Consider the following 25,597-nt stretch of genomic DNA (forward strand, 5'->3'; position numbering starts at 1 on the left):
TCGGCACCCACGTGCGACCCGAACCACGGTGGTGGCCCGTTCCAGGCCGAGGACGTCTGGGGCTTCGCCGTGCTGGCTGCGAGGTAGCCGGGCACCTTTACCTCACTGACGATCGAGTTCGCCACGGAGGGCGGCGCCGTCACGGAGACCATCACGACCACGCCAGCCGCTGACCGCGCCTAGGCCGACGATCACACGACGGCCGCGCGACCAGCGGCCGTTGAGGATGCCGGCGCGAGGTCCGCAGCTGTGCGATCAACACTACTGTTCCGCCCGGTTCAGTCGGATGCCTCACGGTCGGACGCTGTCAGCGAGGGTGGTTGGTCGCGGGCGACTCCGTTCCCTCGGGATGGCGACCGAGCGTACCGCCGATGTAGAACGACAGCTCCTCCAGGGAGCGTCCCATGGACCGACGGATCGCGTTCAGCAGGGCCAGCTGCGCCGCCGCCGCCGGACGCGACGCCTCGGTCAGAGCCTCTTCGTCGACCGGATTCGCGACGGGATCCCGGGTTGACACCGCGTCGAGGAAGACGCCGACAGCGCTTCCAAACGCGTCAATCGCCCGCGCCACGCGCAGCGGAGCGACCAGGCTTGCGGAGGTAAGCGAGACGCTCCAGGCACCCCAGTCGACGTCAACCGGCGTTCGGTCCAGGTGCGCTCGCCGCAGCGCCATCATGAACCGGGCGTACTGCGAGAACAGCTCCTCGTATGCGCGCAATTGCTTGTCGCGCAACCAATGCCGCTCCTGGACCCGACGGGTGACCACACCGCCCACAAGAACACCGAGCGTCGCCGAGAGCGCGCCGCCGAACGTCGTAATGATCACTGCCACCGTATCCACGACCCAACAGTCTGGCAGCGATGCATGGAGGAAGCTAGATCGACTTCATTCACCGGGGCGACCGCGTCCGACGGGTTTGGTGGGCCGCGCGAACTCTGGGAACGCACTGATCTCGGCATGACCGCGCTCATCGCGGCAGAAGCGGATGGGTCGACTCGCGCAGGCAAGGCGTAACGACCTGCGGCCGGGTTCGGTGGTGATCTGTGGTCCGTCGTCCAAGTGCCTCAGCACCAGCACCAGCACCAGCACCAGCATGCCCTCCGTCGCGGGCCTCCCGGGCGCAATTGGATTGTTCGATGAGGGTGCACGGGTGACCATGGTCGGCATGGTGGGGGGATCGGGTGTGAGATCGCCGCTTCAGGGCGGACTACCGCCGGTGGATGCGGTGGTTGGCGCCGTTGTGGAGATCGCCTGTGACGAGTCCGGATTCTCGGGCACCAATCTGCTCCATTCGACCACCCCGGTGATCACGCACGCGAGTGTCGACCTGGGCGCGGGCGAGGCCATCGGGCTGATCACAGCGCTGCGGTCCGGGTTCCGGTTCTCGCCGCACGAGTTCAAGTCCGGGCAGTTCCTTCGCGGCCCGGGCGCGGGTGAAGCGCTGGAGTGGTTCCTGGCGGCGCTGACGGGCCGCGCGCACGTCCATCTGGTCGACAAGGAGTTCTTCCTCGTAACCCGGATCGTCGACCTGCTGCTGACCGAGCCGTCGTACGCGGCCGGCACCCGCCTGACTCAGGACCACCGTCCGGCCGCTCTCGCCTTGTATCGGGCCAGGCGCTCGGCCGGAAGCGACTGGGGTGTCTTCCTAGCAGCCTTCGTCGACCTGGTCCGGATCAAACGGCGGCGTCCGGGTCGCCGGACCGTGGAGCGGTTCTTCCAGGCCCGGGATGCGCTGGTACGAAACGGGCTCGGCACACAGGCCGATGCTGTCCTCAACGGGCTCAGTTCGACCCACGTGTGGGCTGTATTGACCAGGCTCGACAACGACGACCGGTCGATCCCGCCACCGCTGGAACCGATGCTGCCGGCGCTGGCGGAAACGGTCTTGTCCTGGAGCGGCGGACAGCGGCAGGTGCTGGTGATCCACGACGAGCAGAGCGCCCTCACGGCCGACCGGCTGACCCGCCTGCAGCAGGTGCTGGCCAACGACGGCGGACCATCGGCGGCAGACGCCGACAAGGCTGGGGCGTTGCCGGCCGGCGTATCACCCCTGGCTGGGCTGGTGATGGTCGACTCCCGCGACGATCCGCGGGTCCAGGTCGCCGACCTCCTCGCTGGGGTAGCCCGGCGGTTGCCGGCGATCATCAACCCCGCTCTACTTCAGCCGCTGCTCTCCCCGACCTCACTGCACGATCCCGAAGGATGACACCCGGTCGACACTAGGGACCTGGAGCCACCGGGCGGCTGCCCCACAGCCACCAACCGACCGAAAGCTATCCGGTCACTGCGTATGAGCGCCGGAACGCACGCTTCTCGGCAAAGTCGGGCATCGGCAGAGCTGGTGGTCGACCGCGCGCGACTCGCGGCAGAAGCGTGCACGTGATCTTGTTCGCGGATACCAGCGAACTCTCTGCGCAGTAGGCAGGCTAAGAACGTGTCGTTTCTTGTCTGAGGGCGCGAGCGAGGCGGCGGACGGCCTCCTCCATGAGGTCGGGTGGGGCTGCGGCGTAGGTCAGGCGCAGGTGCGGCGCCGGGGGTTCGGCCGCGTACCACGGGCGGCCGGGGAAGACGATGACGCCTTCGGCGGCAGCTGCGGCGGCCAGCGCGACGTCGTCGGTGCTGTCGGGCAGGCGGGCCCACAGGTGCAGGCCGCCGCGTGGGATCGTCGGTGGGGCGAGTCCCGGCAGGTGCCGGCGCAGTGCAGTCAGCAGCGCCTCGCGCCGTGTCCGCAGCGCGGTGCGCAGGGCGCGCCGGTGCCGTGTCCAGGCCGGGGCGGTGACGAACTCCAGCGTGGCCTGCTGCAGCGGGCCGGCGACGAAGAAGTCGTCGAGCAGCCTGGCCGAACGCAGCCGGGCGCCGGCTGGGCCGCGGGCACCGATCGCGGCGACACGTAGACCGGGAGCGGCGGACTTGGTCAGTGAGCGCAGGTAGATCACGTGCCCGTCAGGGTCATCGGCGGCCAGCGGTGGCGGGGCTTCTCCGTCGATGGTGAGGTCGCGGGCGTAGTCGTCCTCGATCAGGAACGCTCCGGCGTCGCGTATGGCATCGGCGACCTCGCGTCGGCGGTGAGCTGCCAGTGTCGCACCGGTCGGGTTGGCGTAGAGCGGTTGGCAGTAGAACAGTCGCGCGCCGGTGCGAGCAAACGCGGCGGCGAGTTGGTCAGGGAGTACGCCGTCGGCGTCGGCGGGCACCGGCACCACCCGCAGCCCAGCCGCCCGGGCCGCGGCCAGCGCCCCCAAGTAAGTTGGGGACTCGACGAGCAGGGTGTCGCCGGGTGCGGCGAGACCGCGTAACGCGGACGACAGCGCCGCCTGCCCGCCCGGGCAAATCACCATGTCGTCGGCGCGCAGCCGGGCCCCGGCCTCACGGGCGAACCAGGCGCGTAGGTCCTCACGCCCCTCGGCCGGCCCGCGCTGCCAGGCTGCGGGCTGCCGGGCAGCGCGGGCGAGCGCGGCGCCGAGCGCCGCAGCAGGCTGCAGATCTGCGTCCAGGTAGCCGCCGGACAGCGGGATCGCTCCCGGCCGCGGTAACGCGAGTAACGCCTGCATCTCATCCTCGCCCGATCTGCGGGCACCGAGCGCCACCGTCTGCCAGGACAAGTCGGGCATGCGCCGCTCGTCCGGCAGGGCGGCCACGAAGGTGCCCTTCCCCGGTCGCGTCTCGATCAGCCCTTGCGCCACCAGCTGTCGGACCGCTTCGGCGACGGTCACCGGCGAGGCCTGGTGCCGGGCGGTCAACTCGCGCACCGAGGGCAGCCGTGTTCCGGGGTCCGCGGCGGCCACGAGCCCGCGCAGATCTTGGATAACGCGGTCCACTGCGTTACCGTCGTTCATGAGAGACAATAGTAGCGCTACTGTCGCCACCACGGTAACGGCGGATCGGGCCATCGGCCTCACCCTCGGCGCGCTGGGCGTGCTCGCCTTCAGCATGTCGCTGCCCGCCACCCGCGTCGCCGTGCAGCAACTCGACCCGTGGTTCGTAGCCTTCGGCCGGGCCGTCGGTGCGGCACTACTGGCATGGGCGTACCTACGTTTCACCGGCGCGCCGCGACCCACCCGAAGCCAGTGGCGGCGGCTGTCGATCGTCGCCCTCGGCGTCGTCGTCGGCTTCCCGCTGTTCACCTCGCTGGCACTGACCACCCAAACCTCCGCACACGGCGCGGTCGTCATCACCGTGCTGCCCGCCATGACCGCCGTGTTCGCGGTACTGCGGGCCGGCGAACGCCCACCACTGCTGTTCTGGGTCGCCAGCGCCGGCGGGCTACTGGCGGTGCTCGCCTTCCTGATCACCAGCGGGACGGTGCACGGCGCACTGTCGGCCGCCGACCTGTTCCTGCTCACAGCGGTCGTCCTGTGTGGGCTGGGATACGCCGAGGGCGGCGCGCTCGCCCGCGAACTGGGCGGCGCCCTTACGATCTGCTGGGCGCTGCTGCTCTCACTGCCCGTCACCCTGCCCATCACGCTCGTCGCCGCCTCGGCCCACCCGCCGCGCGCCGACGCCGCCGCCTGGTCGGCGTTCGGTTACCTCACCGCGATCTCCATGTTCCTGGGCTTCTTCGCCTGGTACGCAGGTCTAGCCCGAGGCGGCATCGCCCAGGTCGGCCAGATCCAGCTCGCACAGCCGGTACTCACCCTGCTCTGGTCCGCGCTACTGCTCGCAGAGACCGTCACCCCCGCCTCGATCGGGGCGGCGCTGGTCGTGCTGGCCTGCGTCGTACTGATCCAGCGCAACCGCACCCCGCGCGCAACAGACCAGGGCGCCACCGCTGACGCGATGCACCGCACCCTTCCACCCCATGCGCGCGGGCAACTCCCGGCACAAGGCATCCCCGCGAGCGGCCGACCACCCATCAACCCCTGAACTTGCCGACGTGACGGACCCGGCCACACTCAACTCGGCATGACCGCGCGGATCGCGGCAGTTGAGGACGTCCGGAAGGGCATGGGTACTCGACCACTGTCACGTGCCCCAGGCCATTCCCGACACGGACACCTCAGCGAACGACAACAGGCTGCTCCGCTTGCGAGCCGGCCAGCTTGGTCCTCTTCGCGGGTCATTCTGGTGGTGCCGCCACCCGGCCGGACAATGCTGGGAGGCTACCCCGCGTCCTGGGCGCAGATCGCGGTCATCTCGACCATGTAGTCGGCCAGCGTATCGAGTTGTGCCTCTGCTCGTCGGTCCTCGACTCCCGCCTGGTCCTTGATCGGCGTTGCGAAAACGGGGCCCTTCGGGCCGCAGCGGATCTGCGTCCCGTACACCTGTGGCTGCCCGTTGGCGACCGCTACCCGATCCTCGAGATAGGCGAGGTTACCCGGTGAAGCTTGGCCGTCAGCCACGGCATCGCGCAGCATCTCGAGCGCCTCTTGCTGGAATGCGGGGTCGAAATCGGAGTGCTGGGCGATCGTCCACGCGGCATCCCCACCGTCCACGCCCACGAGATCGACCGTCGGCCAGCCGTGTTCATCGATGATTTCCTTCAAGCGGGCGGTGCGCGCCTCATCACCCTCGCCTTGGGGCCCGCCGGTGCGTTCGGCCTGGTCGCGCTTGAGCATCCCGACCAGCTCATCGTGCAGCGCCTGGTTGAACTGCACGGTGGCTGCTGATTCGGGCGGCTCGGAAGGCTCTGGAGAGGTGGAACATCCCGCGGCAGCCATGAGGGCGGCCAGCGGCAACAGGACTCGTAGCAGAGCTCTCATGGGCACCCTTCTCTTCCGCCGATTGTCGCGTCACGTGATCTCGAGAGACAAGAGGACGACCAAGCGGCGGATCGATGCGGCCGGTCGTAAGGCATCCCAAGGATCTGGGTGGAGCCGATCCGGTGCGCTGACAGACGAGTTCCGACGCCTATGTGTCGAGCAGAGTTCCTTCCCAGCCGATTCCCGAAAGAGCAGCAATCCGGCATTCGGTATATGCGCGCTCATCGGTACGACCGGACGGCGGCTGGCTCAAGCGATCGTGACGCTCCGCGGCGCAAGGTCCGCGGCAGATGTGTGCACTTGGTCTTGGGTAGACCGCCGACCAGCGATACGTGCCCATCCCGCCGCAGGAGAGGTGCGCTCGGACCGGAGAGATTTTGTTGGCTAGTGTGGTGCGTCAGAAATTCGTCTGATAAGTGGGTATGGTGGTGGGATGCCGAGGACTGGGCGTCCCACCCCGCCGCTGACGTTGACTGATGAAGAACGTGCGACGTTGACCCGATGGTCGCGGCGGGCGAAGACGGCGCAGGTCCTCGCGATGCGTTCCCGGATCATTCTGTCCTGTGCCGATGGCGGCTCGAACACTGATGTGGCGGCGGCTGTGGGCGTTCATCTGTCCACGGTGGGCAAATGGCGTCGGCGATTTTTGAAGCTGCGCCTGGACGGAGTGATCGATGAGCCGCGACCGGGCCGTCCTGCGTCCATCGGTGTGGACCGGGTCGAAGAGGTCGTCGTCGCCACCTTGGAGCAGACGCCACGTAACGCCACCCACTGGTCGCGTACCTCCATGGCGGAGAGGTCCGGACTGTCGAAGTCCACCGTCGGGCGGATCTGGCGGGACTTCGGCCTCAAGCCGCATCTGGCCGACACGTTCAAGCTCTCCACGGATCCGCAGTTCATCGAGAAGGTCGTCGACGTGGTCGGGCTCTACCACAACCCGCCCGAACGGGCCGTGGTGCTCTGCGTGGATGAGAAGTCGCAGATCCAGGCCCTGGACCGGTCCCAGCCGGTGCTGCCGATGATGCCCGGCATGCCCGAACGGCGCACCCACGACTACGTCCGCAACGGCATCACCAGCCTGTTCGCCGCGTTCAACATCGCCGACGGCACCGTCATCGGCGAACTGCACCGCCAGCACCGCGCGACCGAGTTCAAGAAGTTCCTGGCCACGATCGACAAGGCCGTCCCAGCCGATCTGGACGTGCACCTGGTCTGCGACAACTACGGCACCCACAAGACCCCCGCCGTGCGGGCCTGGCTGGCCCGCCATCCCCGCTTCCACATGCACTTCACACCGACCGGTTCCTCCTGGATCAACCAGGTCGAACGCTGGTTCGGCTACCTCACAGAGCAGAAGATCCGCCGCGGCGCCCACAAGAGCGTTCACAGCCTGGAAGCCGACATCCGCACCTGGATCGCAGACTGGAACACCAACCCCAGGCCCTTCACCTGGACCAAAACCGCCGAGGAGATCCTCGAATCACTGGCACGCTTTTGTAGGCGAATTTCTGACGCACGACACTAGTGCTCTGACCACAAACGTTCGCCGGGTTGGTCGGGGTTGGGAAAATGTCGTAGGGGCGGTGTTGGCTCCGGTTCATGCCTCGCCGTCGAGATCCCGCCGCCCCGCGGGTCATGCATCGCACCGCACGCGTCCGGTTGCGGGTGACGCCCGGCCAGCGACGGCGGTGTTTCGGGCTGCTGCGCTCCGCCGGTGATGTGTGGCCGTGTGTGCTGGAGGTCAACGCGTGGTGCCACCGCCGCCGCGACGCGCCGCTGGTCGCCTATCAACAGCTGTGCCGGGAGTTGGCCGCATCCGGGCCGGGCACGTTCGCCGAACTGGACACCACCGGCGCCCGGTCGGTGTTGCGCCGGTTCTCCGATGCGTGGTTCGCGGCGGCGAAACGCCGCAAGGACGGTGACCTGTCGGCCCGGTTCCCCGTCGCCGGCGGGGGTTGGTACCGGTGCGCTGGTACCACGGCACGTTCACCCTCGACGGGCGTTGGGTCCGGATCCCGACCGCGAAAGGTACGTCGCCGTTGTGGGTGCGCCTGGCGCGCGACGTGCCGTATCCGGTCGAGCAGGTCCGGTCGGTCACCCTGCTGTGTGAGGGTGGCCGCCTGTTCCTGGACGTGACCGCTGAGGTGCCGGTGGCGGTCTACCCGCCCGGTGAGCAACCGGATCCGGCCCGGGTGGGCGGGGTGGATCTGGGGATCATCCACCCGTACGCCGTGGCCGGCCCGGACGGGGAGGGGTTGTTGGTGTCGGGGCGGGCGATCCGCGCCGAGCACCGCATGCACCTGGCCGACACCAAAGCCCGCCGCCGCGCCGTGGCACGTCGGGCGCCGAAGCGGGGTGAGAAGGGGTCGCGGCGGTGGCGGCAGTACCGGCGTCGGGCACGCCTGGTGGAGGGCCGGCACCGGCGGCGGGTGCGGCAGGCCCAGCACGAGGCCGCCCGCAGCGTGGTCTCGTGGGCGGTGGGTCAGCGGGTGGGTGTGTTGCACGTCGGTGATCCCCGCGGAGTGTTAGACCTTCCTGTCGGGCGGCGGCACAACCTGCGGTTGCGGCAGTGGCAGATCGGCCGGCTCCTGCAGGTCCTCACCGACAAGGCCACCCTCGCCGGCATCAGCGTTCGGCTGGTCGACGAGCGTGGCACGTCCTCCACCTGCCCCGCCTGCCGAATGCGGGTATCGAAGCCGCGTGGGCGGACCCTGTCCTGCCCGCACTGCGCATTTTCCGGGCACCGCGACCTCGTCGCGGCCGCCAGCATCGCCACCCGCACCCCGGCGGCGGATCCACCACCCTGGCAGCGGTTGTGCTGCCGGAGGTGGTCACGCACCGTCGAGCCGGCCGGCATCTGCCCGGTGCCGGCCGGTCCCGACGTGACCCCCGCCGCCCTTCAAGGGCGGCGCGAGGATCAGTTGGCCCGCGGAGGCCCGCCCCACCAACCGGTGGGGAGTCGCTCGCCCAACAGGCGAGGATCCACAACACCCACCGGAAACCCGGTGAACGTTAGTGGACACCGCACTAGTGTCGTGCGTCAGAAATTCGCCTACAAAAGCGTGCCAGTGATTCGAGGATCTCCTCGGCGGTTTTGGTCCAGGTGAAGGGCCTGGGGTTGGTGTTCCAGTCTGCGATCCAGGTGCGGATGTCGGCTTCCAGGCTGTGAACGCTCTTGTGGGCGCCGCGGCGGATCTTCTGCTCTGTGAGGTAGCCGAACCAGCGTTCGACCTGGTTGATCCAGGAGGAACCGGTCGGTGTGAAGTGCATGTGGAAGCGGGGATGGCGGGCCAGCCAGGCCCGCACGGCGGGGGTCTTGTGGGTGCCGTAGTTGTCGCAGACCAGGTGCACGTCCAGATCGGCTGGGACGGCCTTGTCGATCGTGGCCAGGAACTTCTTGAACTCGGTCGCGCGGTGCTGGCGGTGCAGTTCGCCGATGACGGTGCCGTCGGCGATGTTGAACGCGGCGAACAGGCTGGTGATGCCGTTGCGGACGTAGTCGTGGGTGCGCCGTTCGGGCATGCCGGGCATCATCGGCAGCACCGGCTGGGACCGGTCCAGGGCCTGGATCTGCGACTTCTCATCCACGCAGAGCACCACGGCCCGTTCGGGCGGGTTGTGGTAGAGCCCGACCACGTCGACGACCTTCTCGATGAACTGCGGATCCGTGGAGAGCTTGAACGTGTCGGCCAGATGCGGCTTGAGGCCGAAGTCCCGCCAGATCCGCCCGACGGTGGACTTCGACAGTCCGGACCTCTCCGCCATGGAGGTACGCGACCAGTGGGTGGCGTTACGTGGCGTCTGCTCCAAGGTGGCGACGACGACCTCTTCGACCCGGTCCACACCGATGGACGCAGGACGGCCCGGTCGCGGCTCATCGATCACTCCGTCCAGGCGCAGCTTCAAAAATCGCCGACGCCATTTGCCCACCGTGGACAGATGAACGCCCACAGCCGCCGCCACATCAGTGTTCGAGCCGCCATCGGCACAGGACAGAATGATCCGGGAACGCATCGCGAGGACCTGCGCCGTCTTCGCCCGCCGCGACCATCGGGTCAACGTCGCACGTTCTTCATCAGTCAACGTCAGCGGCGGGGTGGGACGCCCAGTCCTCGGCATCCCACCACCATACCCACTTATCAGACGAATTTCTGACGCACCACACTAGCCATTGAACTGTTCCCAGTCGAGGCGAGAGCGTAGGGGCCGCAGGGCTGAGCGTTGCCGGCTGCCGACGCTCAGCCAGATACCACTCTCGCCGTAGTCGGCGGCCATGGCGACCAGTCCGGGAGCCACCCAATGGCGCGCCGGGTCGCCAGGTACACGCATCGGCTGCAGCGGGACGGGAACCAGATCCTCGACGAACCGGTCCAGCACCTCCGTGGTGACCGTGGCGAAGCCGGTGAACGGTGAGGTGCTCACCGCTTCGTTGAGGGCGAACTGGAGCAGCCCCGGTTGGTCACCTGGAAGGACAGCACTCCCACCATGACAGATCACCAGCTTGACGTCATTGGCGGCGTCGACGCCCACGCTTGCAGCCCTTGCCGCGCCGGGGCGGAGCGCTCGTACTGCACACTCTCTGCCCGGTAGCCACATAACCTCAAGCGGGTGGACGTGCTGCTGCGCGGCGGGCCAGGCGACGATCAAGTCGTCCCGGGAGGCGGGGAGACTGTTGTTGTGGCGAGCCTGCCTGTACGAGATCACGCCGGCGGTGGATCACCGGCAGGGACGGGACCTGCGCGTGTACCACCACCGCCCCGACTGCTGCGAGCCATACGGGCGAGGCTCCGAAGACCGCTGCGAGTAACTCGTATCTCCTGGGGGCACCCCGGGTGGCACGTTCGCCGCTCGGTCTCCTAGCAGTCGTCCTGCTTCCACTTGCCGTCTTCCCGGACCCACGGCTCCTTGGTCTGGTTCAGTGCAGGCACGTCGTACGTGTAGGTCACTCGAGCGAGATCACCCGAAATTTGTGCATCGAAGGTCTTGAGCGGCATTGCCTTGCCGTACATCTGCTTGGCCGCGGTCAGCATGCCGGTGAACTCGCTGAGGGTCACGCGATCCTTGCACCTGGCGGAGAACAGGTCGTACGCGACGGTGGGCTTCGCGTCGAGGAAGGCGTCCGAGTACCCCACCACCGCCTGGCGAAGCTCCTCCTGCCCGGCAGGTGCCTGGGCGGTCGGGCTGGCGGCGGCACTTGACGACGCGGTCGCCGAAGGAGCCGCGGATGACGAGGGCGCAGAGGCGTCTGGCTTGTCGGCGTTGCCCGCGCATGCGGTCAGAGGCAGAGCGAGAAGAGGCATTACGATCATAGCGTTGCGGATCATGGCGCGCACGGTACTGCCGCGACACGCCTCGATACCCGACGGGATCCCCTGCCGCGCCAGGCAGCTGGCGAGTCTGCGCTGGTGACGGCCTGGACGCCGACGGCAAGACTCACAGGATGGCGATCATGACTACATCCATAGAACCCGGCGACGAACCCGGGCGACGCGCGACGCCGCCAACCGAGCTCATCGCGGAGGCAGCACGGCACCCGGGGGGTTCCGTTGCCGAGATCGACCGCACGCTGATCAGTGACCCAAACGGTTACATCCCCGGCGAAGCCGTTCGAGGCATGTGGAAGGTCGACGCCATCGGCCAGCTCACCGGCGAGTTCCAGCCCAACCCGAGCTACGGGCCTGCGCGGGACGACTTCACCAAGCTTCTTGCCACCGATCATTGGCTCGACTGGCTCGGACACGATCCGGCTGCGACGATCCGAGAATCCGTAGCCGAGATCATCGATCAGCAGGTACCGGGCGCGACCGTGCGATGGATGAAGATCACCGAGGAGCCGCGGTACCTCACCGCTGGACGGCGTGCCCCCGATGACCCGGACAGCTTGATCGTTACTCGTGCCGCCTTGGCCGCGTCTTTCGCCATTGGTGTCGACTCGCCGTCCGGTCGCTACGACATCCTGTGGGGCGTCTACAGCATCGCCGTCGTCGGTCTTGATTCCGGCACGCGTGCCCGCAGCCGGGCGTGGTTCGACCTTTGGACCCCGCTGGATGCGGCCGAACAACAACTCCGCACCCGCATCGCCGAGGTCGAACCGCCAAGCTGACTTGTCGGGCGCCTAACTGTCCGAGGCCAGACGGCCCTGTCCCGGCTTGTGATCACCTGGGAGACGGTTGAGGAGGTCCTGGGTGACGTGGCGCCAGGCGGCGCGCGCGACGGCGGGGATGCAACCGTGTGTGGCGAAACAAGTGGCCAGATCGATCAGGAATCGAGAAGTGCGGGTCATGGAGCCGCACCTAGCATGATCTTCATGGACGTCACCATTCACACGAGCTTCCTCCCGCATGTCGACCCGGACGCCTCCCTGACCTTCTACCGCGACGCCCTCGGCTTCGAGGTCCGCAGCGACGTCGGACAGGGCAAGATGCGTTGGATCACGGTCGGCCCCGTCGACCAGCCCGGCACGTCCATCCTCCTGGCGCCGCCGGCCGCCGACCCTGGGGTCACCGAGGACGAGCGCCGCACCATCGCCGAGATGATGGCCAAGGGCACCTACGGCTGGATCCTGCTGGCCACCCGGGACCTCGACGGCACCTTCGAGAAGCTGCAGGCCGGCGACGCCGAGGTGGTCCAGGAGCCGACCGAGCAGCCGTACGGCGTCCGCGACTGCGCCTTCCGCGATCCCGCGGGCAACCTGATCCGCATCCAGGAGCTTCGCTGAGCCGTCCGGTCATCGATTCGGCCATGATGGCCGGCGTCGCGACCACCTGCGAAGAATGCTGCGGCCAGCGCTTCCGGGCCGCTGTCCTCGAGCACACCCTCGGCGGCTGCACCATCGCAGAGGTGCTCGCGCTGTCGGCCGCCGAGGCCGAGGCGTTCTTCGCCGAGGGGGAGGCGCGCCCGCCGGCCGCCCCACAAGGGCGGCGTCTACATCCTCGCCGAGCCGACCACCGGCCTCCGTCTGGCCGACGTCGAGCAGTTGCTCGGTCTGCTCGACCGGCTCGTCGACTCCGGCAAGTCGGTCATCGTCATCGAGCACCTCGCCGCCTGCTCGGCAGGTAACCCAGATGCTCGCGGACATCGATGAAAGGAGTTCTCTCATGTGTCACCCCTCGTGGGGGCGCGCACTCGCCGCGGCGCAGCGCCTGAGCGACCTCGCGCGACTGCGCCGTGTCCGCGACCGGATCGACCGGGAGTACGCGCAGCCGCTGAACGTCGAGGCGCTCGCCCGCGGCGTGAACATGTCGGCCGGGCACCTCAGCCGCCAGTTCCGGCTGGCCTACGGCGAGTCGCCGTACGCGTACCTGATGACGCGTCGCATCGAGCGCGCGACGGCGCTGCTGCGTCGTGGCGACCTCAGCGTCACCGAGGTCTGCTTCGCGGTCGGCTGCGCGTCGCTGGGCACCTTCAGCACCCGCTTCACCGAGCTGGTCGGCATGCCGCCCAGCGCCTACCGGCGCCGCGCAACGGGCGCTGCGGCGGGGATGCCGCCGTGTGTGGCGAAACAGGTGACAAGACCGGTCAGGAATCGAGAAGCGCCGGTCGCCGAGCCGCAACTAGCGTGATGGCCATGGCATCCATCGAATCCGTCACCCTCGACGTGGCCGACCCCACGGCCGCCAACCGCTTCTACACCGCCGCCTTCGGCTTGGACACGCAGATAGGCCTGCGGGCCTCGGAGGCACCGACGACCGGCTTCCGTGGGTTCACGCTGGCGCTCACGGTGTCCCAGCCGGCCACCGTCAACGGCCTCATCGGCGCCGCCCTGGACGCCGGTGCCACGCCGCTGAAGCCTGCCGCGAAGTCGCTCTGGGGCTACGGCGGTGTCGTACAAGCCCCGGACGGGACAATTTGGAAGGTCGCGACCTCGGCGAAGAAGGACACCGGCCCGGCCACCCGGCAGATCGACGAGATCGTGCTCCTGCTGGGAGTCGCGGACGTGGCCGCGAGCAAGCGGTTCTACGTCGAGCGCGGCCTTGCCGTGGCGAGGAGCTTTGGCCGCATGTACGTCGAGTTCGCTGCTGGGTCGAGTCCCGTCAAGCTGGCGCTGTACAGGCGGCGTGCCCTTGCCAAGGACGTCGGCGTCGCTCCCGACGGCACCGGATCGCACCGGCTCATGATCGGCGGCGATGCCGGGCCTTTCACCGACCCGGACGGGTTTGCATGGGAGGCCGCATCGCTGGCACCCACGCCCTGATGTGTCACTGCTGCCTGCCCTACCTGGCCGCCGATGACGAGACGGCCGCCGGGTGAGCCGACTGATGACCGATGGAGCCCCTCCCTTGGAGGAAGGGCTCTCTACGAAGTGACTGGAGGAAGCATGACGGGCGCCCCGCCGCGTGGGCTTGAGGAGAGGCTGCTGGACACTCGCGCGAAACTGGAGAGCGACGTCGATCTCTGGGTCGCGACGTCGGGCTCCCCGGGCGGCGTCCACCTCATCCCGCTCTCGTACCTCTGGGACGGGACCGCGTTCCTCATCTCGACGTCGCGCGCCTCGGTCACCGGCCGCAACCTCCTGGCGGACGGTCGGGTGCGACTCAGCCTTGGGCCGACGCGCGACGTCGTCGTCGTCGACGGCACCGCCGAGCCGGTGGATATCGCCGACCTCGGCCCGGGGACGGGCGACGCGTTCGCGACCAAGACCGGTTTCGACCCGCGCGAGCTCGACGAGCCCTACCAATACTTCCTGATCCGGCCGCGGCGTATCCAGGCCTGGCGGGAGGCGAACGAGCTGCAGGGACGCGTCCTCATGCGCGACGGCCGCTGGCTCGGCTGACCGTCGCACGGGAACGCACCCGCCCCCCGGCGAGCGGTGCGGGTAAGGACGTGGACTTCCAGCGGGGACTCCGCACTCGGATCGAACAGGGCTGACGCATCTCAGACCGCTCCAGCACCGACCTTCGTCGGGAGAAGCACGTAACACCCGGTGATCGTCGGCGGCCAGTTGTCTCCCCAGCAACTGGCCTCCGGTGGGGAATTCCAACTGGCCGCTGTCACGCCTCGGACCCGCACAGCGGGGCGGGCGGAAGGGCGCTGCGGCTCGGGCTACCGCTGGAGCTACCCACGGGTCTGCTGTCCCGGCCGCTCGCCGACCTTGCCGCGAACTACCCGGATACGAGGGTTCAGGCACTTCACATGTCCACCGCGGCACAGCTCGCTGCGCTGCGGGCCGGGGAATCGATGTCGGGCTGGTGCGGGAACACCCGACCGGCCCGGACCTGGACGCCGTGCTGGTCGTCGAGGAACGCCTGGGCGTGCTACTGGCCACCGACCAAGCCGCGAAGCTGGCCGGGCCCGACGGGATCCGACTGGACGCACTCGCCGGGCTGGACTGGGTCGGTTTCCCCCGTGCCGGAAGCCCCGCCTGGTGCGACGAGCTCACCGCGATCCTGCGCAGCCACGGTCTGGATCTTGGACCCACCCCGCCCAAGGGACAGGAACTGATCGCCGAGGTGAAACTCGCGGCCGTGGCAGCCGGCGGGGCCTTCGCCCTCGCACCGCCCAACTGGTCGGCACCGATCCCGGAGTCCATCACCTGGGCGCCGCTGGCCGGGCATCCGCTGGTCCGGCGCACCTGGGCGGTATGGCCCGCCTGTTCGCGCCGCCGCGACCTTGGCCAGCTCATCGCCGCCCTTGAGTATCGGGAGTCGGAGTAGGCCCGGCAGGGCGACGACTGCTCCCCTTATGGCTGCCATAAGCTGCTCGAACCGCCCAACGGGAAAGCTTCAGCCCGGCCCGAGGCATCGCCACGATCTCGGCAACGGGTTGGCTCGCGATTTTCACCCGGTGCCCGGATTGGCGGGCTTCCCGCTCCGTCACTTCTACGGTCGCCAGCGGCGGGGTCATATAGAGTGCTCGTAGCGCACGCCCCCTGCCCGGACGCACCGTCGAATGGGCGGACCTGCTGCTGCGCGGCGGGCCAGGTGACGGGCACATCGTCCCCGGCGGCGGGGAAACCGTCCTGTGGCAGGCCTGCCTGTACGAGATCACGCCCGCGGTTGAACACCGGCGTGGACGCGACCGGCGGGTGTACCGACACCGCCCGGACTGCTGGCCATCGGGGTACTGGTCCTGGTTTTACCGGCCTATCGATGGTGTTGGTGGAACGATGGCAGACGTGGGAACTGCGAAAACTGCTATGCCTGCTATCTCGCCGCTTGCTGGCGAGCCGATCAAGCGTGCCGATGCCGAGCGGCTCGCGGGAGTGCTGAAGGCATTCGCCGACCCGGCCCGGCTGCGACTGCTCAGTCTCATCCAGTCCGCTCCGGAGGGCGAGGCGTCCGTGAGTGACCTCACCGCGCCGCTTGGTCTCTCCCAGCCGACCGTGAGTCATCACCTTCGGATCCTCACCGAGGCCGGCCTGCTCGAGCGCGAGAAGCGCGGCGTCTGGGCGTACTACCGCCTGGTGCCGTCCGCGATCGCGGCGATCGCGGACCTGTTGACGCCGCCCCGCAAGCGGGCGACGAAGAAGGCCCGCTGAGCGGCACTGTCGAAGGCCGGCGCCGGTGCCGGGTCCCCACCCGTAGGTCGGCAGACCCACGCAGGACGCACCTATCCAGCGCACTTGGGGCGTGGTGTTCAAGAATCCCGCGGTAGCGGCGGCCGCCCAGCGTGGCTTGCCCGATGCCGATGAGCCGCGCCGGGCGTGCCTCAGCGCGGTGAGCGATCCGAACGATGTCGTGCCGGCAGCGGCCGGCGCGCTCGCCGCCGCCGACCGGCCGGTGTTGATCACCGAGGCGGGGATCCCGCCCCGACCCGACCTGGCCGGGGCTGGACGGCAGACAACTGCCGTTGACGTCGCCGGCGGGCCAGTCCCTCTGGTTCGTCGACACTGTCCGAACCGATCGGCGTGGCGCGGAAGGCCGGCTGACCGTTGCTCAGCAGGCGGTGCCGGCGCGGGAGGTGGTGTCGGCTACCCGGCTGCCGGCCACCGCATGTGGAGGCCGTCGGAAATAGTTGTGCAGGTGGACACGGTGATCGACAACGCTGACGATGAGTTTCGGTGGCTGGAGAGCCTCGACGCGGAGACCGTCGCCGCGTGGGTACAGGACCGCAACAGGGAGACGCTCGCCGCCGTGGCCATCGGTGACACGTTCACCGGTCGCACGTCCGAGATCCGGCAGGTGTTAGACGCTGGCGACCGCATTCCGTATCCGGGCTGGCGCGGTGACGGCCACTACTACAACTTCTGGACCGACGCGTCGCACCCCCGAGGGCTGTGGCGACGGACGACCCTCGACCAGTACCGCAGGCGTGAGCCGGAGTGGGACGTGCTGCTCGACGTCGACGCGCTGGCCGCAGAGGAAGGCGAGAACTGGGTCTGGGGCGGCGTCACCGTCCTGCGCGCCGGCTACCAGCGCTGCCTGATCAGCCTGTCCCGCGGCGGCGCCGACGCGGTCGTGGTGCGCGAGTTCGATCTGGATCGGCGGGGTTTCGTCGCGGACGGGTTCACGCTGCCCGAGGCGAAGAGCAGCGTCTGCTGGATCGACGCCGACCCCATCTATGTCGGCACCGACTTCGGCGCCGGCTCGCTGACCACCTCCGGTTATCCCCGCATCGTCAAGCGATGGCGGCGGGGCACGCCGCTGTCGGAGGCGGAGACGGTGTACGAATGCCGGGCGGACGACTTGTCTGTCCGCGCGACGCACGATCCGACAGCCGGCTTCGCCCGCGACTTCGTCGTCCGCAGCCTGGACTTCTTTCGTCGTGAGAGCTACCTGCGCACGATCGCCGGGGAGCTGATCCGTATCCCGGTGCCGGACGACGCGGCATGGGACGTACACCGCGAGTGGCTGTTGATCCGGCTGCGTTCGCCGTTGACCATCGACGGTGCGACCTACCCGGCCGGGGCTCTGCTGGTGACCCGGTTCGACGCGTACCTCGCCGGTGAGCGTGACCTGACCATTCTCTTCCAACCCGACGCGCCCACCGCGCTGTACGACTACGCCGGGACCCGCAACCACCTCATCCTGATCCTGCTGTCGGACGTCAAGACTCGGCTGGAGGTGCTCACGCCGGACGGGGACCGCTGGCGGCGGGCGCCCCTGCCGGGTGTGGCGGAGTACGACCACAGCACGATCGTGGCGACCGACCCGGACAACGGCGACGCGTACCTGCTCGTGTCGGAGGGGTTTCTTCAGCCCGCATCGCTGAGCCTCGGGCAGATCGGCGGTGCGGTTGAGACGCTCAAGCGGGAGCCGAGCTTCTTCGACACCGAGGGCATGACCGTCCGGCAGTTCTTCGCCGCCTCAGCCGACGGCACCCGGGTGCCGTACTTCGTCGTCGGCGACCCAGCGCACCCGGGCCGACGCTGCTCACCGGGTACGGCGGATACGAACCCTGACGCCCTCATACGACGGCGTCATCGGCCGCTCCTGGCTGGCCTGCGGCGGCACGTACGTGGTGGCCAACATCCGGGGCGGCGGCGAGTACGGCCCCGAATGGCACCGGGCCGCGCTGCGGGAGAATCGGCTGCGGGCGTATGAGGACTTCGCCGCGATTGCGACCGACCTGGTGGCACGCGGGATCACCACCCCCGCCCGGCTCGGTATCGAGGGCGGCAGCAACGGCGGATTGTTGATGGGGGTGATGCTGACCCGCTATCCCTCGCTGTTCGGGGCCGTTGTCGCGCACGTACCGCTGATGGACATGCGTCGCTATCACCGGCTGCTGGCCGGCGCCTCCTGGATAGCCGAGTAAGGTCACCGTCGACGTCGACGCCTGGGAGCCCGCGGCCGAGGACCTTCCCCCGGCGATCGTCGCCGCCTGGACCGACAGCGAAGCGGGTGCCCTCGCATCGAGGGCGCCCGCTTCGCCGCGTGCACTAGGGCAGCGCCTTGACGGCCGAGCCCGCCGTGGCCCGCTCCCGCGCGACGCGGCGGCGCCGGGTCGGCATCCCGAGCGTCGGGTTCGCGACGCCCCAGGCGGCGCCCTTGCAGACCAGTTCCTTGTAGACGGCGGCGAGCCGTCCGGTCAGTGCCGCCCGGACGGTGCGGTCGTCGGCGGTGACGTACTGGATCACGCCTTCCTTGCGGCCCAGCGAGATGCACTGGTTGAAGTAGCGGATCGGCATGTTCGGGAGCTTCCCGCCGGTCAGGCGCGCGGCGATCGCGTCGGCGGCCTGCCACGCGACCGGGGTGCCCGAGGCGCACGACATCCGCAGCGGCTTGTTGCCCGGTCCCATCGCGTAGGCCGCGTCGCCGACGGCGTACACGTCGGGGTGCGAGACCGAGCGCATGGTCCCGTCGACCACGATCTGGCCGGCGCCGGTGACCTCCAGGGCGGTCGCCTTCGCGATCGGGTGGACCGCGAAGCCGGTGGTCCACACGGTGACCGCGGCCGGGATGGCCTTGCCGTCGGCGGTGGTGACGCGGTCGGCTTCGACGCCGGTGACGGCGGCGTGCTCGTGCACGGTGATGCTGAGCTTGTCGAAGACCTTCCGCAGGTGCCCGCGGCCCTTGGGCGAGAGCCAGTCGCCGAGGCCGCCGCGGGCGGCGAGGGCGACGTCGAGGTCCGGGCGGGCTTCGGCGATCTCGGTCGCGGCCTCCAGGCCGGTGAGGCCGCCGCCGACGACGGTCACGGTGTGCCCGGCCTCCAGGCGGGCCAGGCGCTCGCGCAGCCGGAGCGCTCCGGGGCGGCTGGCGATCTCATGGGCGTGCTCGGCGGTGCCGGGGACGCCTTGGGCGTTCCAGCCGCTGCCGAGGGCGTACACGAGGGTGTCGTACTCCAGCTCCTCGGCGCCGTTCGCGTCGATGACGGCGACGGTCTTGCGGTCGACGTCGACGCCGGTGACCTTTGCGAGCTTCAGTTCGACGCCGGTGCCCGCGAACATCTCGCTGAAGGGCCGGGGCTTGAGGTCCTGGCCGACCGCCAGCTGGTGCATCCGGACCCGCTCCACGAAGTCGGGTTCGGCGTTGACGAGGGTGACGGCGACGTCCTCGCGGCGCAGCCGCTTGGCGAGGCGGCCGGCGGCGATGGCTCCGGTGTATCCGGCTCCGAGGACGATGATGCGGTGCTGCATTTCCGTGCTCCTGTCTGCTGCGGGTTCGCCACTTGAACCGGGCGGCCCGCCGTTTCCTGACAGGAACGCGATGTGAAGCACCTCACACGAGGGTCAGAAGGCCTTGAACAGCGGTTCCCCGTGGTCGGAGGCCGCGAACCGCTCGGTCGCGCGCTCCAGCTTGTCGGGGTTGACCTGGTTGCGGAACGCGGCGATGCCCTCGGCGGTGACCTCCAGGCACATGACGCCGACGACCCGGCCGGAGACGACCGCCACGACGGCGGGGTCGCCGTTGGCGGTCCAGGCGTAGACCTCCGGCGCGCCGCCGACCATGGCGCGCTTGGCCTCGCCGGGTTTGAACAGGCCCCGCAGGAATTTCGCGACCGCGAGGGCGCCCTCGAACGCCTTGGCTCGGGCCGGGACCTTCCCGCCGCCGTCGCCGATCGAGATCGCGTCCTCGGTGAGCAGCCGCACGAGCGGCTCGGTCTGGCCCGTGGTGGCGGCCGCGAGGAACTCCTCGACTATCCGCCGGGCGGCGGCCTCGTCGATCTCGGTGCGGGCCTTGCCGTCCGCGACGTGCTTCTTGGCGCGATGGAAGATCTGCTGGCTCGCGGCCTCGGTGATGTCGAGGATCTCGGCGATCTCCCGGTGCGGGTAGTCGAAGGCCTCCCGCAGCACGTACACCGCCCGCTCGCTGGGGGAGAGTCGCTCCATGAGGGTGAGGACCGCGTACGAGACCGATTCGCGCTGCTCGGCGGTGTCGGCCGGGCCGAGCATCGGGTCCCCGGCGAGCAGCGGCTCGGGAAGCCATTGGCCCACATAGGTCTCGCGCCGTGCCCGCGCGGAGGTGAGCTGGTTGAGGCACAGGTTGGTGAGCACCTTCGTCAGCCAGGCCTCGGGGACCTCGATGCGGTCGACATCGGCGGCCTGCCAGCGCAGGAACGTCTCCTGCACGGCGTCCTCGGCCTCCCCGGCGGAGCCGAGGAGGCGGTAGGCGATGGCCTCCAGGCGGTGCCTGAAGGCCTCGAACCGGTCGACGTCGTTCGCGGTCAAGGGCATGGCCCCGATCCTAGGCGGGTGGGGGTGGCAAACAGGCACGGACTTTTCCGAATATTCCCCACCTGACGCACCCAACCAGACCGGCTGCTGTCAGCTGCTGGCGCGAGGCTTGGTGGCCGCCGAGCAAACCGCTGCCGTCCCACGGCATAATCCGCATTGCGTTGGGCGCCGCGGCGATTTGCTGGTGGGCCGCCGACGGTAGGCCAGCAGTCCAACGCCAAGCACTACAAGTCGAACACGATCACCGAGATCAAGGAGTACGAGGGCACGCCTGACACACCCCATCTACCCCTCGCGGATGAGCTGGGCGAGTCAACCCGTGTCGTGTACGAGCGGATCGCTGGTGGCGTCAGCCCGTGCCGGGCCAGGTATGCAGCCGAGCTGTCGCTTTACGTGGTGCACTGCAGTCCCGGGCCGGGCCGGGATTTCACCTGCTACTTCGGCAGGAGTAGCCCAGGCAGCCATCCGCCTCCGGCATGAACCGCCCTCGCCCGGCGGTGAGGTTCCCCCGATAGCGTGGAGGCCACGATTCCGGGGGACTGACATCAGGCTCTGGCTCTGGCAACGTGGACTTCGGCGAGCTACGCGCAGACGCTGCGTTCGATGCGTTGCGGATACGGCGAACCTGTTCGACGCTCTTCCCGACCGGGTCCTCGAACCGTCGCCGGCCGGTGTACCGCCAACCAATGGCGCGGAAGCATGGCACGGGAGCTGCTGGGGTTGTCGCGCACGGCGACCGCCGCCGTCAGGTTCTATCCCACGCCCTGAAGCGACACCCCTGTTGGCCCGTTCCGACCCGGTACCCGGCTCCCCTACTCAGGAACTGGTCCGGCTTGCCGGCGGCGCAGCGTGCGGATCCACCCCTGGGCGGTGTGCCGCGGCACGTCGTAGTGGTCGGCGACGGCAGTCACACTCCCGGCTTGCTGGTAGACCGCTTCGAGATCGGCCGGTGAGCGCCGGTACACCCGTCCCTCGCCCCCGGAGGATCCGCCTTTGGCGCTCCGCTTCGTGGCCTTCGCCGCCGTGGTCGTGGCCTTGGCGCCCGTTGCGGTCTTCGGCTTGCCCGCTCGGCTGTGGGTCGCGCCGGCGCCTGATGCCCGGGTGGCCTTCTTCGCTTTGCTTGCCTTGGTCGCCGGTGACGCCTGCTTGGGCACCACGACGTCCACCGCTCCAGCGCCTTCACGGTTACTCGTAGCCGGCTCATCCGCACCCGTGTTAGGGGCGGTGGGCTGGACCGCCGTCGGCTCGGCGGCGGGCTCACCGTCGTCAATGGGCACGGCGCCGGCTGCGGGCGCCTCGTCGGATACGGCAATCGGCGGCGTGGCTATCGCCTGCCGTCCACCGGCGGCGGGCGCGATCGCCCTCAAGAGCAGGTCCAGGTCGACCGCGGGGATCTGGCCCGCGGTCAGCCCGTCCCCCTGCCCGGCGCGTACCACCAGTTCGGTGATGCGCGGGGTGGTGTCGTTCACCTCGACCTTCAGGGTTGTGATCGCTCGACTGGGATCGTCAGCGGCGATGGTGATGGTGTAGGAACTCATCGAATCATGGCCTCCAATGTGGATAACGGCTGTCGCCTCATGTAGGACGTCCGGCAACGCGGCAGGAACTCCACCTGTTCACCGATCGGTGTTGGTGAAGAAAGTACCGCAGGCCCCCTGAGCCGATATTTCAACCCATCACCCAGGTCGGTCGCTCAAGCGGTACGGCGCCGCTTTTTCTTGATCCTGCCGGCGACGGCGGTTGCGGCTTCATGGTGCAGCCGCTTGACGACGCTCTGGTAAGTGTCGCGGGTGAGTGTCGTGGTGGAGTGGCCGAGTTGGTCGGAGACGACTTTGATGTCGACGCCAACGTCGAGGGCGAGGGTGGCGGCGCCGTGGCGCAGGGTGTGCAGGCGGATGGGTGGCAGCCCGGCTCATTTGACGAGGCGGCGGACGCGTTGGGGACCGCGTTGGGGTGCCAGGGCTTGCCGTCGGGGCGGACGAAGAACGGTTTGGTGTCTGGCCAGTCTGTGCCAGCGGCGAGGCGCCAGGCGGCGCGGCGGGCCTTGTAGGCGGTGAGCACGGCGACGGTGTCGGGGTCGGGGTCGGGGTCGTGGTCGGCGGCGTAGTCGAGGAACTGGACGAGGAGATTGTCGGTCCAGACCATGACCGGACCGGGGACCGCACCCGTGGCCCTCCACCTCTCGACCCGTTCCGGTTCCCACACGATCGGCTTGGCCCGAGCATTGGAGGTCTTGACCAGGGCGGCAGGGTTCGGGATGCCGCTGACCACTTTGCGGGCGAGGGCGTCGTTGAACGCCTTGCGAAGGGTCGCGCGGATACGCGCGATGGTGGCAGGCCCGGTGGGTCGCACTCCTCTCACGCTGGCGCGGGTGGGCGGGGTCGGGGCTGGCTTTCGCGGTAGCGATGTCGGCGTTGCGTTTTTTGATCTTGTCGATGAGGTCTTCGATGTGGTGGGGGCGGCCAGGCGCTGTCCGCCGCGCTATCCGGGGCGCTTCGCCGCCAAGCCGGTGCACCGCTGTGCGGTGGCGAGCTTGTCGAGGATGCGCTGCTTGCCAACCCCGGTGGCCGGCACCGGCCGGCCGCTGCCGGAGACCGTCGCCGGGACGAACTGGCTGTCCACCACTGTCCGGTCGCGTACAACCAGGTTCAGCACGCCGGAGTCCGTGCTGTGCGAATTGCCGTACCAGAGGAAGTTGCCCAGTCCGTAGTGCACGTAGGTCTGGCCCAGCCAGCCGTCGGCCAGCAGCGTGTGCGCGTGCGTACCGACCACGACGTCCGCGCCGGCCTCGGACAGCCTGCCGGCGAACGTCTTCATCTCCCCGCTCGGGCACGAATTGCCCTCGACGCCCCAGTGCATGAAGACGATGACCAGGTCGGCCTGCTCCCGCGCCGAACGCACCGCGGCGGTGGCCCGGGCGGGATCGAACGCCATTGCCACCCCCGGTCGGGTGTCCGTCGCCCGCCACGACCCGGCCAGGTCATGCACCTGTGACATGCCGAGCACCGCGATCCGCAGCCCTCGTACGGTGGTAAACCAGGGCGCATACGCCGCGTCGGCGTCGCGGCCCGCGCCGAACACCGGGTACTGGGCTTCCCTCGCGGCGTCGAGGGTGTCGGAGAGCCCCTGCTGGCCGTAGTCGAGGATGTGGTTGTTGGCGATCGACGCCGCGTCGACCCCGGCCGCGCGCAGCGCCGCGAAGGCGGTCTTCGGAGCCCGGAAGTGGTACGTCTTCGGCTGCGGGGTGCCCCGGTCGGTCACCGCCGTCTCCAGGTTGAGCAGCGTGACGTCGGCGTCGCGCAGCGTCGACGCGATCGCCCCGAAGGCCGTCTCCGGATCGTCGAGCAGGCGCAGGGTACGACCGGTGAAGTGGACGTCACCGGCGAAGGCCAGCCGCACCTCGACCGGCGCGCTCGGCTCCGGCGTCGCGGTGCCGGTGGCGGACGACGTCGGACCCGGCGTGGCCCCACGCCAGACCGGCGCCGGGCCGGTCGATCCGGCGGCGCATCCGGCCAGCCCGACGCCGACCGCGACCGCCGTCAGCGCCGCCAGCGAGGTGAGCGCCGTCCTGCGGATCACCCGGCCGAGGGTACGCGCTCCGGGCGACGCCCCGTTACCCGGCGGCCACCACCTCCGGAATCATCGACCCAGGTTCACCAGACCTGGCTCCTGCCGCCGGAACCACCTCGGCCGGTCGATCGACGAAAGGCCCCGACCCAAGGGGGCCCCGGCGGGGAGACACACCACCGGCGAGGCAGCGGGCGCTGCAGCCGCGGGTGGGCACCGTGGGACGGGTTGGCACTACGATGAGGGCGCGTGGCCGAAGTGGACCGGTCGGGACCGCCGCGTCCGGCTCCGGCAGACATCAGAGCCGATGGAGGCACCTGTGAGCAGCGAAGAGTCGAGATTCTCGCCGGTCGCCGCGGAGCTGGCGTCATCGCGGATCGACACGTCGGTGGCGCATCCGGCCCGCCGATACAACTACTGGCTCGGCGGCAAGGACAACTTCCAGGCCGACCGGGAGTCCGGCGACGCGATCGCCGCAGCCTTCCCCGCCGTCCGCATCGCCGCGTTGGAAAACCGTTACTTCCTGCGCCGCGCCGTTACCTTCCTGGCCAAAGAGGCGGGGATCCGGCAGTTCCTCGACATCGGCACCGGAATCCCGACCGCCGACAACACTCACGAAGTCGCACAGTCCATCGCCCCGCATTCGCGGATCGTCTACGTCGACAACGACCCGATCGTGCTGTCCCACGCCCGCGCCTTGCTCACCAGCTCTCCCGAAGGCGCCACCGCCTACATCGACGCCGACCTGCGCGAGCCGGAGAAGATCCTCAATCATCCGGACCTGCTGCGCACCCTGGATCTGTCCCAACCGGTGGCGCTGATGCTGATCGCGATCACGCACTTCATCGTCGACTCTGAGGACCCGTACGGGATCGTCACCCGGCTGCTCGACGCGCTGCCATCGGGCAGTTATTTGGCTGTCACCAACGTGACCACCGATCTCATGCCGCCAGAGGAAAAGAGGGAGGCCGACGCCGCTGCCACCAGCGGCCGGCACGGCCCGATCCGGTTCCGCAGTCGCAATGAGTTCGCCCGCTTCTTTGACGGGCTCGAGCTGGCGCCTCCGGGGATCGGTCCGGTGGCAGAGTGGCGGGCCGAAAACGAGCCGCAGCCGCGCCCGTCCGCCGCCGACGCCTCCGTCTACGGAGGCGTCGCCCGCAAACCCTGACCGACTCGGCAGCGTAGAGAGATGCTGCTTCGTTGGCATCCTGAACTGGTCTCCCGGCGGTGGGCGTTGCCCTTGCAGAAAACCTCATCCGCCCTGTCGGGCGCCAAAAC

General features: G+C 69.2%; 26 protein-coding genes and 2 pseudogenes. 16 read left to right on the forward strand and 12 right to left on the reverse strand.

Going from position 1 to position 25,597, the window contains the following annotated elements:
• Positions 1-307: 307 nt before the first annotated feature.
• Positions 308-841 carry a hypothetical protein gene (locus EV384_RS26820; protein ID WP_130337590.1) on the reverse strand — a complete coding sequence of 178 codons (534 nt, stop codon included), beginning with the start codon at positions 839-841 and terminating at the stop codon, positions 308-310.
• A 45-nt stretch (positions 842-886) separates the two neighbouring features.
• Entirely contained in the window at positions 887-1,096 is a 210-nt protein-coding gene (locus EV384_RS26825) for a hypothetical protein (protein ID WP_130337592.1), read from the reverse strand.
• A 61-nt stretch (positions 1,097-1,157) separates the two neighbouring features.
• Here EV384_RS26825 and EV384_RS26830 point away from each other — a divergent pair, with 61 nt between their 5' ends.
• Positions 1,158-2,207 carry a hypothetical protein gene (locus EV384_RS26830; RefSeq protein ID WP_130340842.1) on the forward strand — a complete coding sequence of 350 codons (1,050 nt, stop codon included), beginning with the start codon at positions 1,158-1,160 and terminating at the stop codon, positions 2,205-2,207.
• A gap of 220 nt (positions 2,208-2,427) precedes the next feature.
• Here EV384_RS26830 and EV384_RS26835 read toward each other — a convergent pair whose 3' ends face one another.
• Positions 2,428-3,834 carry an aminotransferase-like domain-containing protein gene (locus EV384_RS26835; RefSeq protein ID WP_130337594.1) on the reverse strand — a complete coding sequence of 469 codons (1,407 nt, stop codon included), beginning with the start codon at positions 3,832-3,834 and terminating at the stop codon, positions 2,428-2,430.
• On the opposite strand from EV384_RS26835, the gene EV384_RS26840 reads away from it, so the two are divergent.
• Positions 3,833-4,861: a DMT family transporter gene (locus EV384_RS26840; RefSeq protein ID WP_130337596.1), complete on the forward strand. Its 1,029-nt coding sequence runs from the start codon at positions 3,833-3,835 to the stop codon at positions 4,859-4,861. The genes EV384_RS26835 and EV384_RS26840 overlap by 2 nt on opposite strands.
• A gap of 236 nt (positions 4,862-5,097) precedes the next feature.
• Here the strand turns inward: EV384_RS26840 and EV384_RS26845 are convergent, their stop codons facing one another.
• Positions 5,098-5,592 carry a DUF6624 domain-containing protein gene (locus EV384_RS26845; protein WP_130337598.1) on the reverse strand — a complete coding sequence of 165 codons (495 nt, stop codon included), beginning with the start codon at positions 5,590-5,592 and terminating at the stop codon, positions 5,098-5,100.
• Positions 5,593-6,130: 538 nt separating this feature from the next.
• On the opposite strand from EV384_RS26845, the gene EV384_RS26850 reads away from it, so the two are divergent.
• Together EV384_RS26850 and EV384_RS26855 are read left to right on the forward strand one after the other, a co-directional pair.
• A complete protein-coding gene (locus EV384_RS26850) occupies positions 6,131-7,222 on the forward strand; it encodes an IS630 family transposase (protein WP_130330592.1) in 1,092 nt (363 codons plus the stop codon).
• A gap of 439 nt (positions 7,223-7,661) precedes the next feature.
• Positions 7,662-8,804, forward strand: coding sequence for an RNA-guided endonuclease InsQ/TnpB family protein (locus EV384_RS26855; RefSeq protein ID WP_165440084.1), 1,143 nt, complete (start codon positions 7,662-7,664; stop codon positions 8,802-8,804).
• On the opposite strand, the gene EV384_RS26860 is transcribed toward EV384_RS26855, so the two are convergent.
• Both EV384_RS26860 and EV384_RS26865 read right to left on the reverse strand, forming a co-directional pair.
• A complete protein-coding gene (locus tag EV384_RS26860; protein WP_130330592.1) occupies positions 8,725-9,816 on the reverse strand; it encodes an IS630 family transposase in 1,092 nt (363 codons plus the stop codon). The two genes, EV384_RS26855 and EV384_RS26860, sit on opposite strands and share 80 nt — an antisense overlap.
• 45 nt (positions 9,817-9,861) lie before the next feature.
• Complete coding sequence (locus tag EV384_RS26865) at positions 9,862-10,227, reverse strand: hypothetical protein (RefSeq protein ID WP_130337602.1); 366 nt, start codon at positions 10,225-10,227, stop codon at positions 9,862-9,864.
• Between the two features lie 78 nt (positions 10,228-10,305).
• Between EV384_RS26865 and EV384_RS26870 the strand changes: the two are divergent.
• Positions 10,306-10,504, forward strand: a pseudogene (locus tag EV384_RS26870) (hypothetical protein).
• A 49-nt stretch (positions 10,505-10,553) separates the two neighbouring features.
• Here the strand turns inward: EV384_RS26870 and EV384_RS26875 are convergent.
• The gene (locus EV384_RS26875; RefSeq protein ID WP_130337604.1) at positions 10,554-11,021 is read right to left on the reverse strand and encodes a hypothetical protein; all 468 of its coding nucleotides are present in this window, start codon (positions 11,019-11,021) and stop codon (positions 10,554-10,556) included.
• Positions 11,022-11,137: 116 nt separating this feature from the next.
• Between EV384_RS26875 and EV384_RS26880 the strand changes: the two genes are divergently transcribed.
• The 10 genes and pseudogenes from EV384_RS26880 (at position 11,138) to EV384_RS36455 (ending at position 18,393) form a co-directional block, all read left to right on the forward strand.
• Positions 11,138-11,800, forward strand: a complete 663-nt coding sequence (locus EV384_RS26880) for a hypothetical protein (protein ID WP_242624310.1) — start codon at positions 11,138-11,140, stop codon at positions 11,798-11,800.
• Positions 11,801-12,004: 204 nt separating this feature from the next.
• Positions 12,005-12,415, forward strand: coding sequence for a VOC family protein (locus EV384_RS26890; RefSeq protein ID WP_130337606.1), 411 nt, complete (start codon positions 12,005-12,007; stop codon positions 12,413-12,415).
• Positions 12,416-12,438: 23 nt separating this feature from the next.
• Positions 12,439-12,751: pseudogene (locus tag EV384_RS36450) on the forward strand (excinuclease ABC subunit UvrA); the annotation flags it as partial.
• A gap of 43 nt (positions 12,752-12,794) precedes the next feature.
• The gene (locus tag EV384_RS26900) at positions 12,795-13,259 is read left to right on the forward strand and encodes a helix-turn-helix transcriptional regulator (RefSeq protein WP_130337608.1); all 465 of its coding nucleotides are present in this window, start codon (positions 12,795-12,797) and stop codon (positions 13,257-13,259) included.
• Between the two features lie 5 nt (positions 13,260-13,264).
• Entirely contained in the window at positions 13,265-13,891 is a 627-nt protein-coding gene (locus EV384_RS26905; protein WP_130337610.1) for a VOC family protein, read from the forward strand.
• A 123-nt stretch (positions 13,892-14,014) separates the two neighbouring features.
• The gene (locus EV384_RS26910) at positions 14,015-14,470 is read left to right on the forward strand and encodes a pyridoxamine 5'-phosphate oxidase family protein (protein WP_130337612.1); all 456 of its coding nucleotides are present in this window, start codon (positions 14,015-14,017) and stop codon (positions 14,468-14,470) included.
• A gap of 415 nt (positions 14,471-14,885) precedes the next feature.
• Entirely contained in the window at positions 14,886-15,350 is a 465-nt protein-coding gene (locus EV384_RS35600; protein ID WP_207232473.1) for a LysR substrate-binding domain-containing protein, read from the forward strand.
• 452 nt (positions 15,351-15,802) lie between these two features.
• Entirely contained in the window at positions 15,803-16,174 is a 372-nt protein-coding gene (locus EV384_RS26925) for an ArsR/SmtB family transcription factor (protein ID WP_130336508.1), read from the forward strand.
• A 91-nt stretch (positions 16,175-16,265) separates the two neighbouring features.
• Complete coding sequence (locus tag EV384_RS26930) at positions 16,266-18,179, forward strand: prolyl oligopeptidase family protein (protein ID WP_242624311.1); 1,914 nt, start codon at positions 16,266-16,268, stop codon at positions 18,177-18,179.
• Entirely contained in the window at positions 18,097-18,393 is a 297-nt protein-coding gene (locus tag EV384_RS36455) for a prolyl oligopeptidase family serine peptidase (RefSeq protein ID WP_242624312.1), read from the forward strand. The genes EV384_RS26930 and EV384_RS36455 overlap by 83 nt, the downstream gene beginning before the upstream one ends.
• Positions 18,394-18,517: 124 nt before the next feature.
• Here EV384_RS36455 and EV384_RS26935 read toward each other — a convergent pair whose 3' ends face one another.
• The 5 genes from EV384_RS26935 to EV384_RS36465 form a co-directional block, all read right to left on the reverse strand.
• Positions 18,518-19,714 (reverse strand): NAD(P)/FAD-dependent oxidoreductase, encoded by a 1,197-nt coding sequence (locus tag EV384_RS26935; RefSeq protein WP_130337616.1) that lies wholly within the window; start codon positions 19,712-19,714, stop codon positions 18,518-18,520.
• Between the two features lie 93 nt (positions 19,715-19,807).
• Positions 19,808-20,752, reverse strand: coding sequence for an RNA polymerase sigma-70 factor (locus EV384_RS26940; RefSeq protein WP_130337618.1), 945 nt, complete (start codon positions 20,750-20,752; stop codon positions 19,808-19,810).
• An 812-nt stretch (positions 20,753-21,564) separates the two neighbouring features.
• Positions 21,565-22,290: a hypothetical protein gene (locus EV384_RS26950; protein WP_130337622.1), complete on the reverse strand. Its 726-nt coding sequence runs from the start codon at positions 22,288-22,290 to the stop codon at positions 21,565-21,567.
• A 130-nt stretch (positions 22,291-22,420) separates the two neighbouring features.
• The gene (locus tag EV384_RS37405; RefSeq protein ID WP_423202920.1) at positions 22,421-23,104 is read right to left on the reverse strand and encodes a hypothetical protein; all 684 of its coding nucleotides are present in this window, start codon (positions 23,102-23,104) and stop codon (positions 22,421-22,423) included.
• Between the two features lie 129 nt (positions 23,105-23,233).
• The gene (locus EV384_RS36465; protein ID WP_130337624.1) at positions 23,234-24,331 is read right to left on the reverse strand and encodes a CapA family protein; all 1,098 of its coding nucleotides are present in this window, start codon (positions 24,329-24,331) and stop codon (positions 23,234-23,236) included.
• Positions 24,332-24,626: 295 nt separating this feature from the next.
• On the opposite strand from EV384_RS36465, the gene EV384_RS26965 reads away from it, so the two are divergent.
• Complete coding sequence (locus EV384_RS26965; RefSeq protein WP_130337626.1) at positions 24,627-25,487, forward strand: SAM-dependent methyltransferase; 861 nt, start codon at positions 24,627-24,629, stop codon at positions 25,485-25,487.
• Positions 25,488-25,597 lie beyond the last annotated feature (110 nt).

Origin of the sequence: Micromonospora kangleipakensis, from assembly GCF_004217615.1 — a bacterium.
Taxonomy (GTDB): domain Bacteria; phylum Actinomycetota; class Actinomycetes; order Mycobacteriales; family Micromonosporaceae; genus Micromonospora; species Micromonospora kangleipakensis.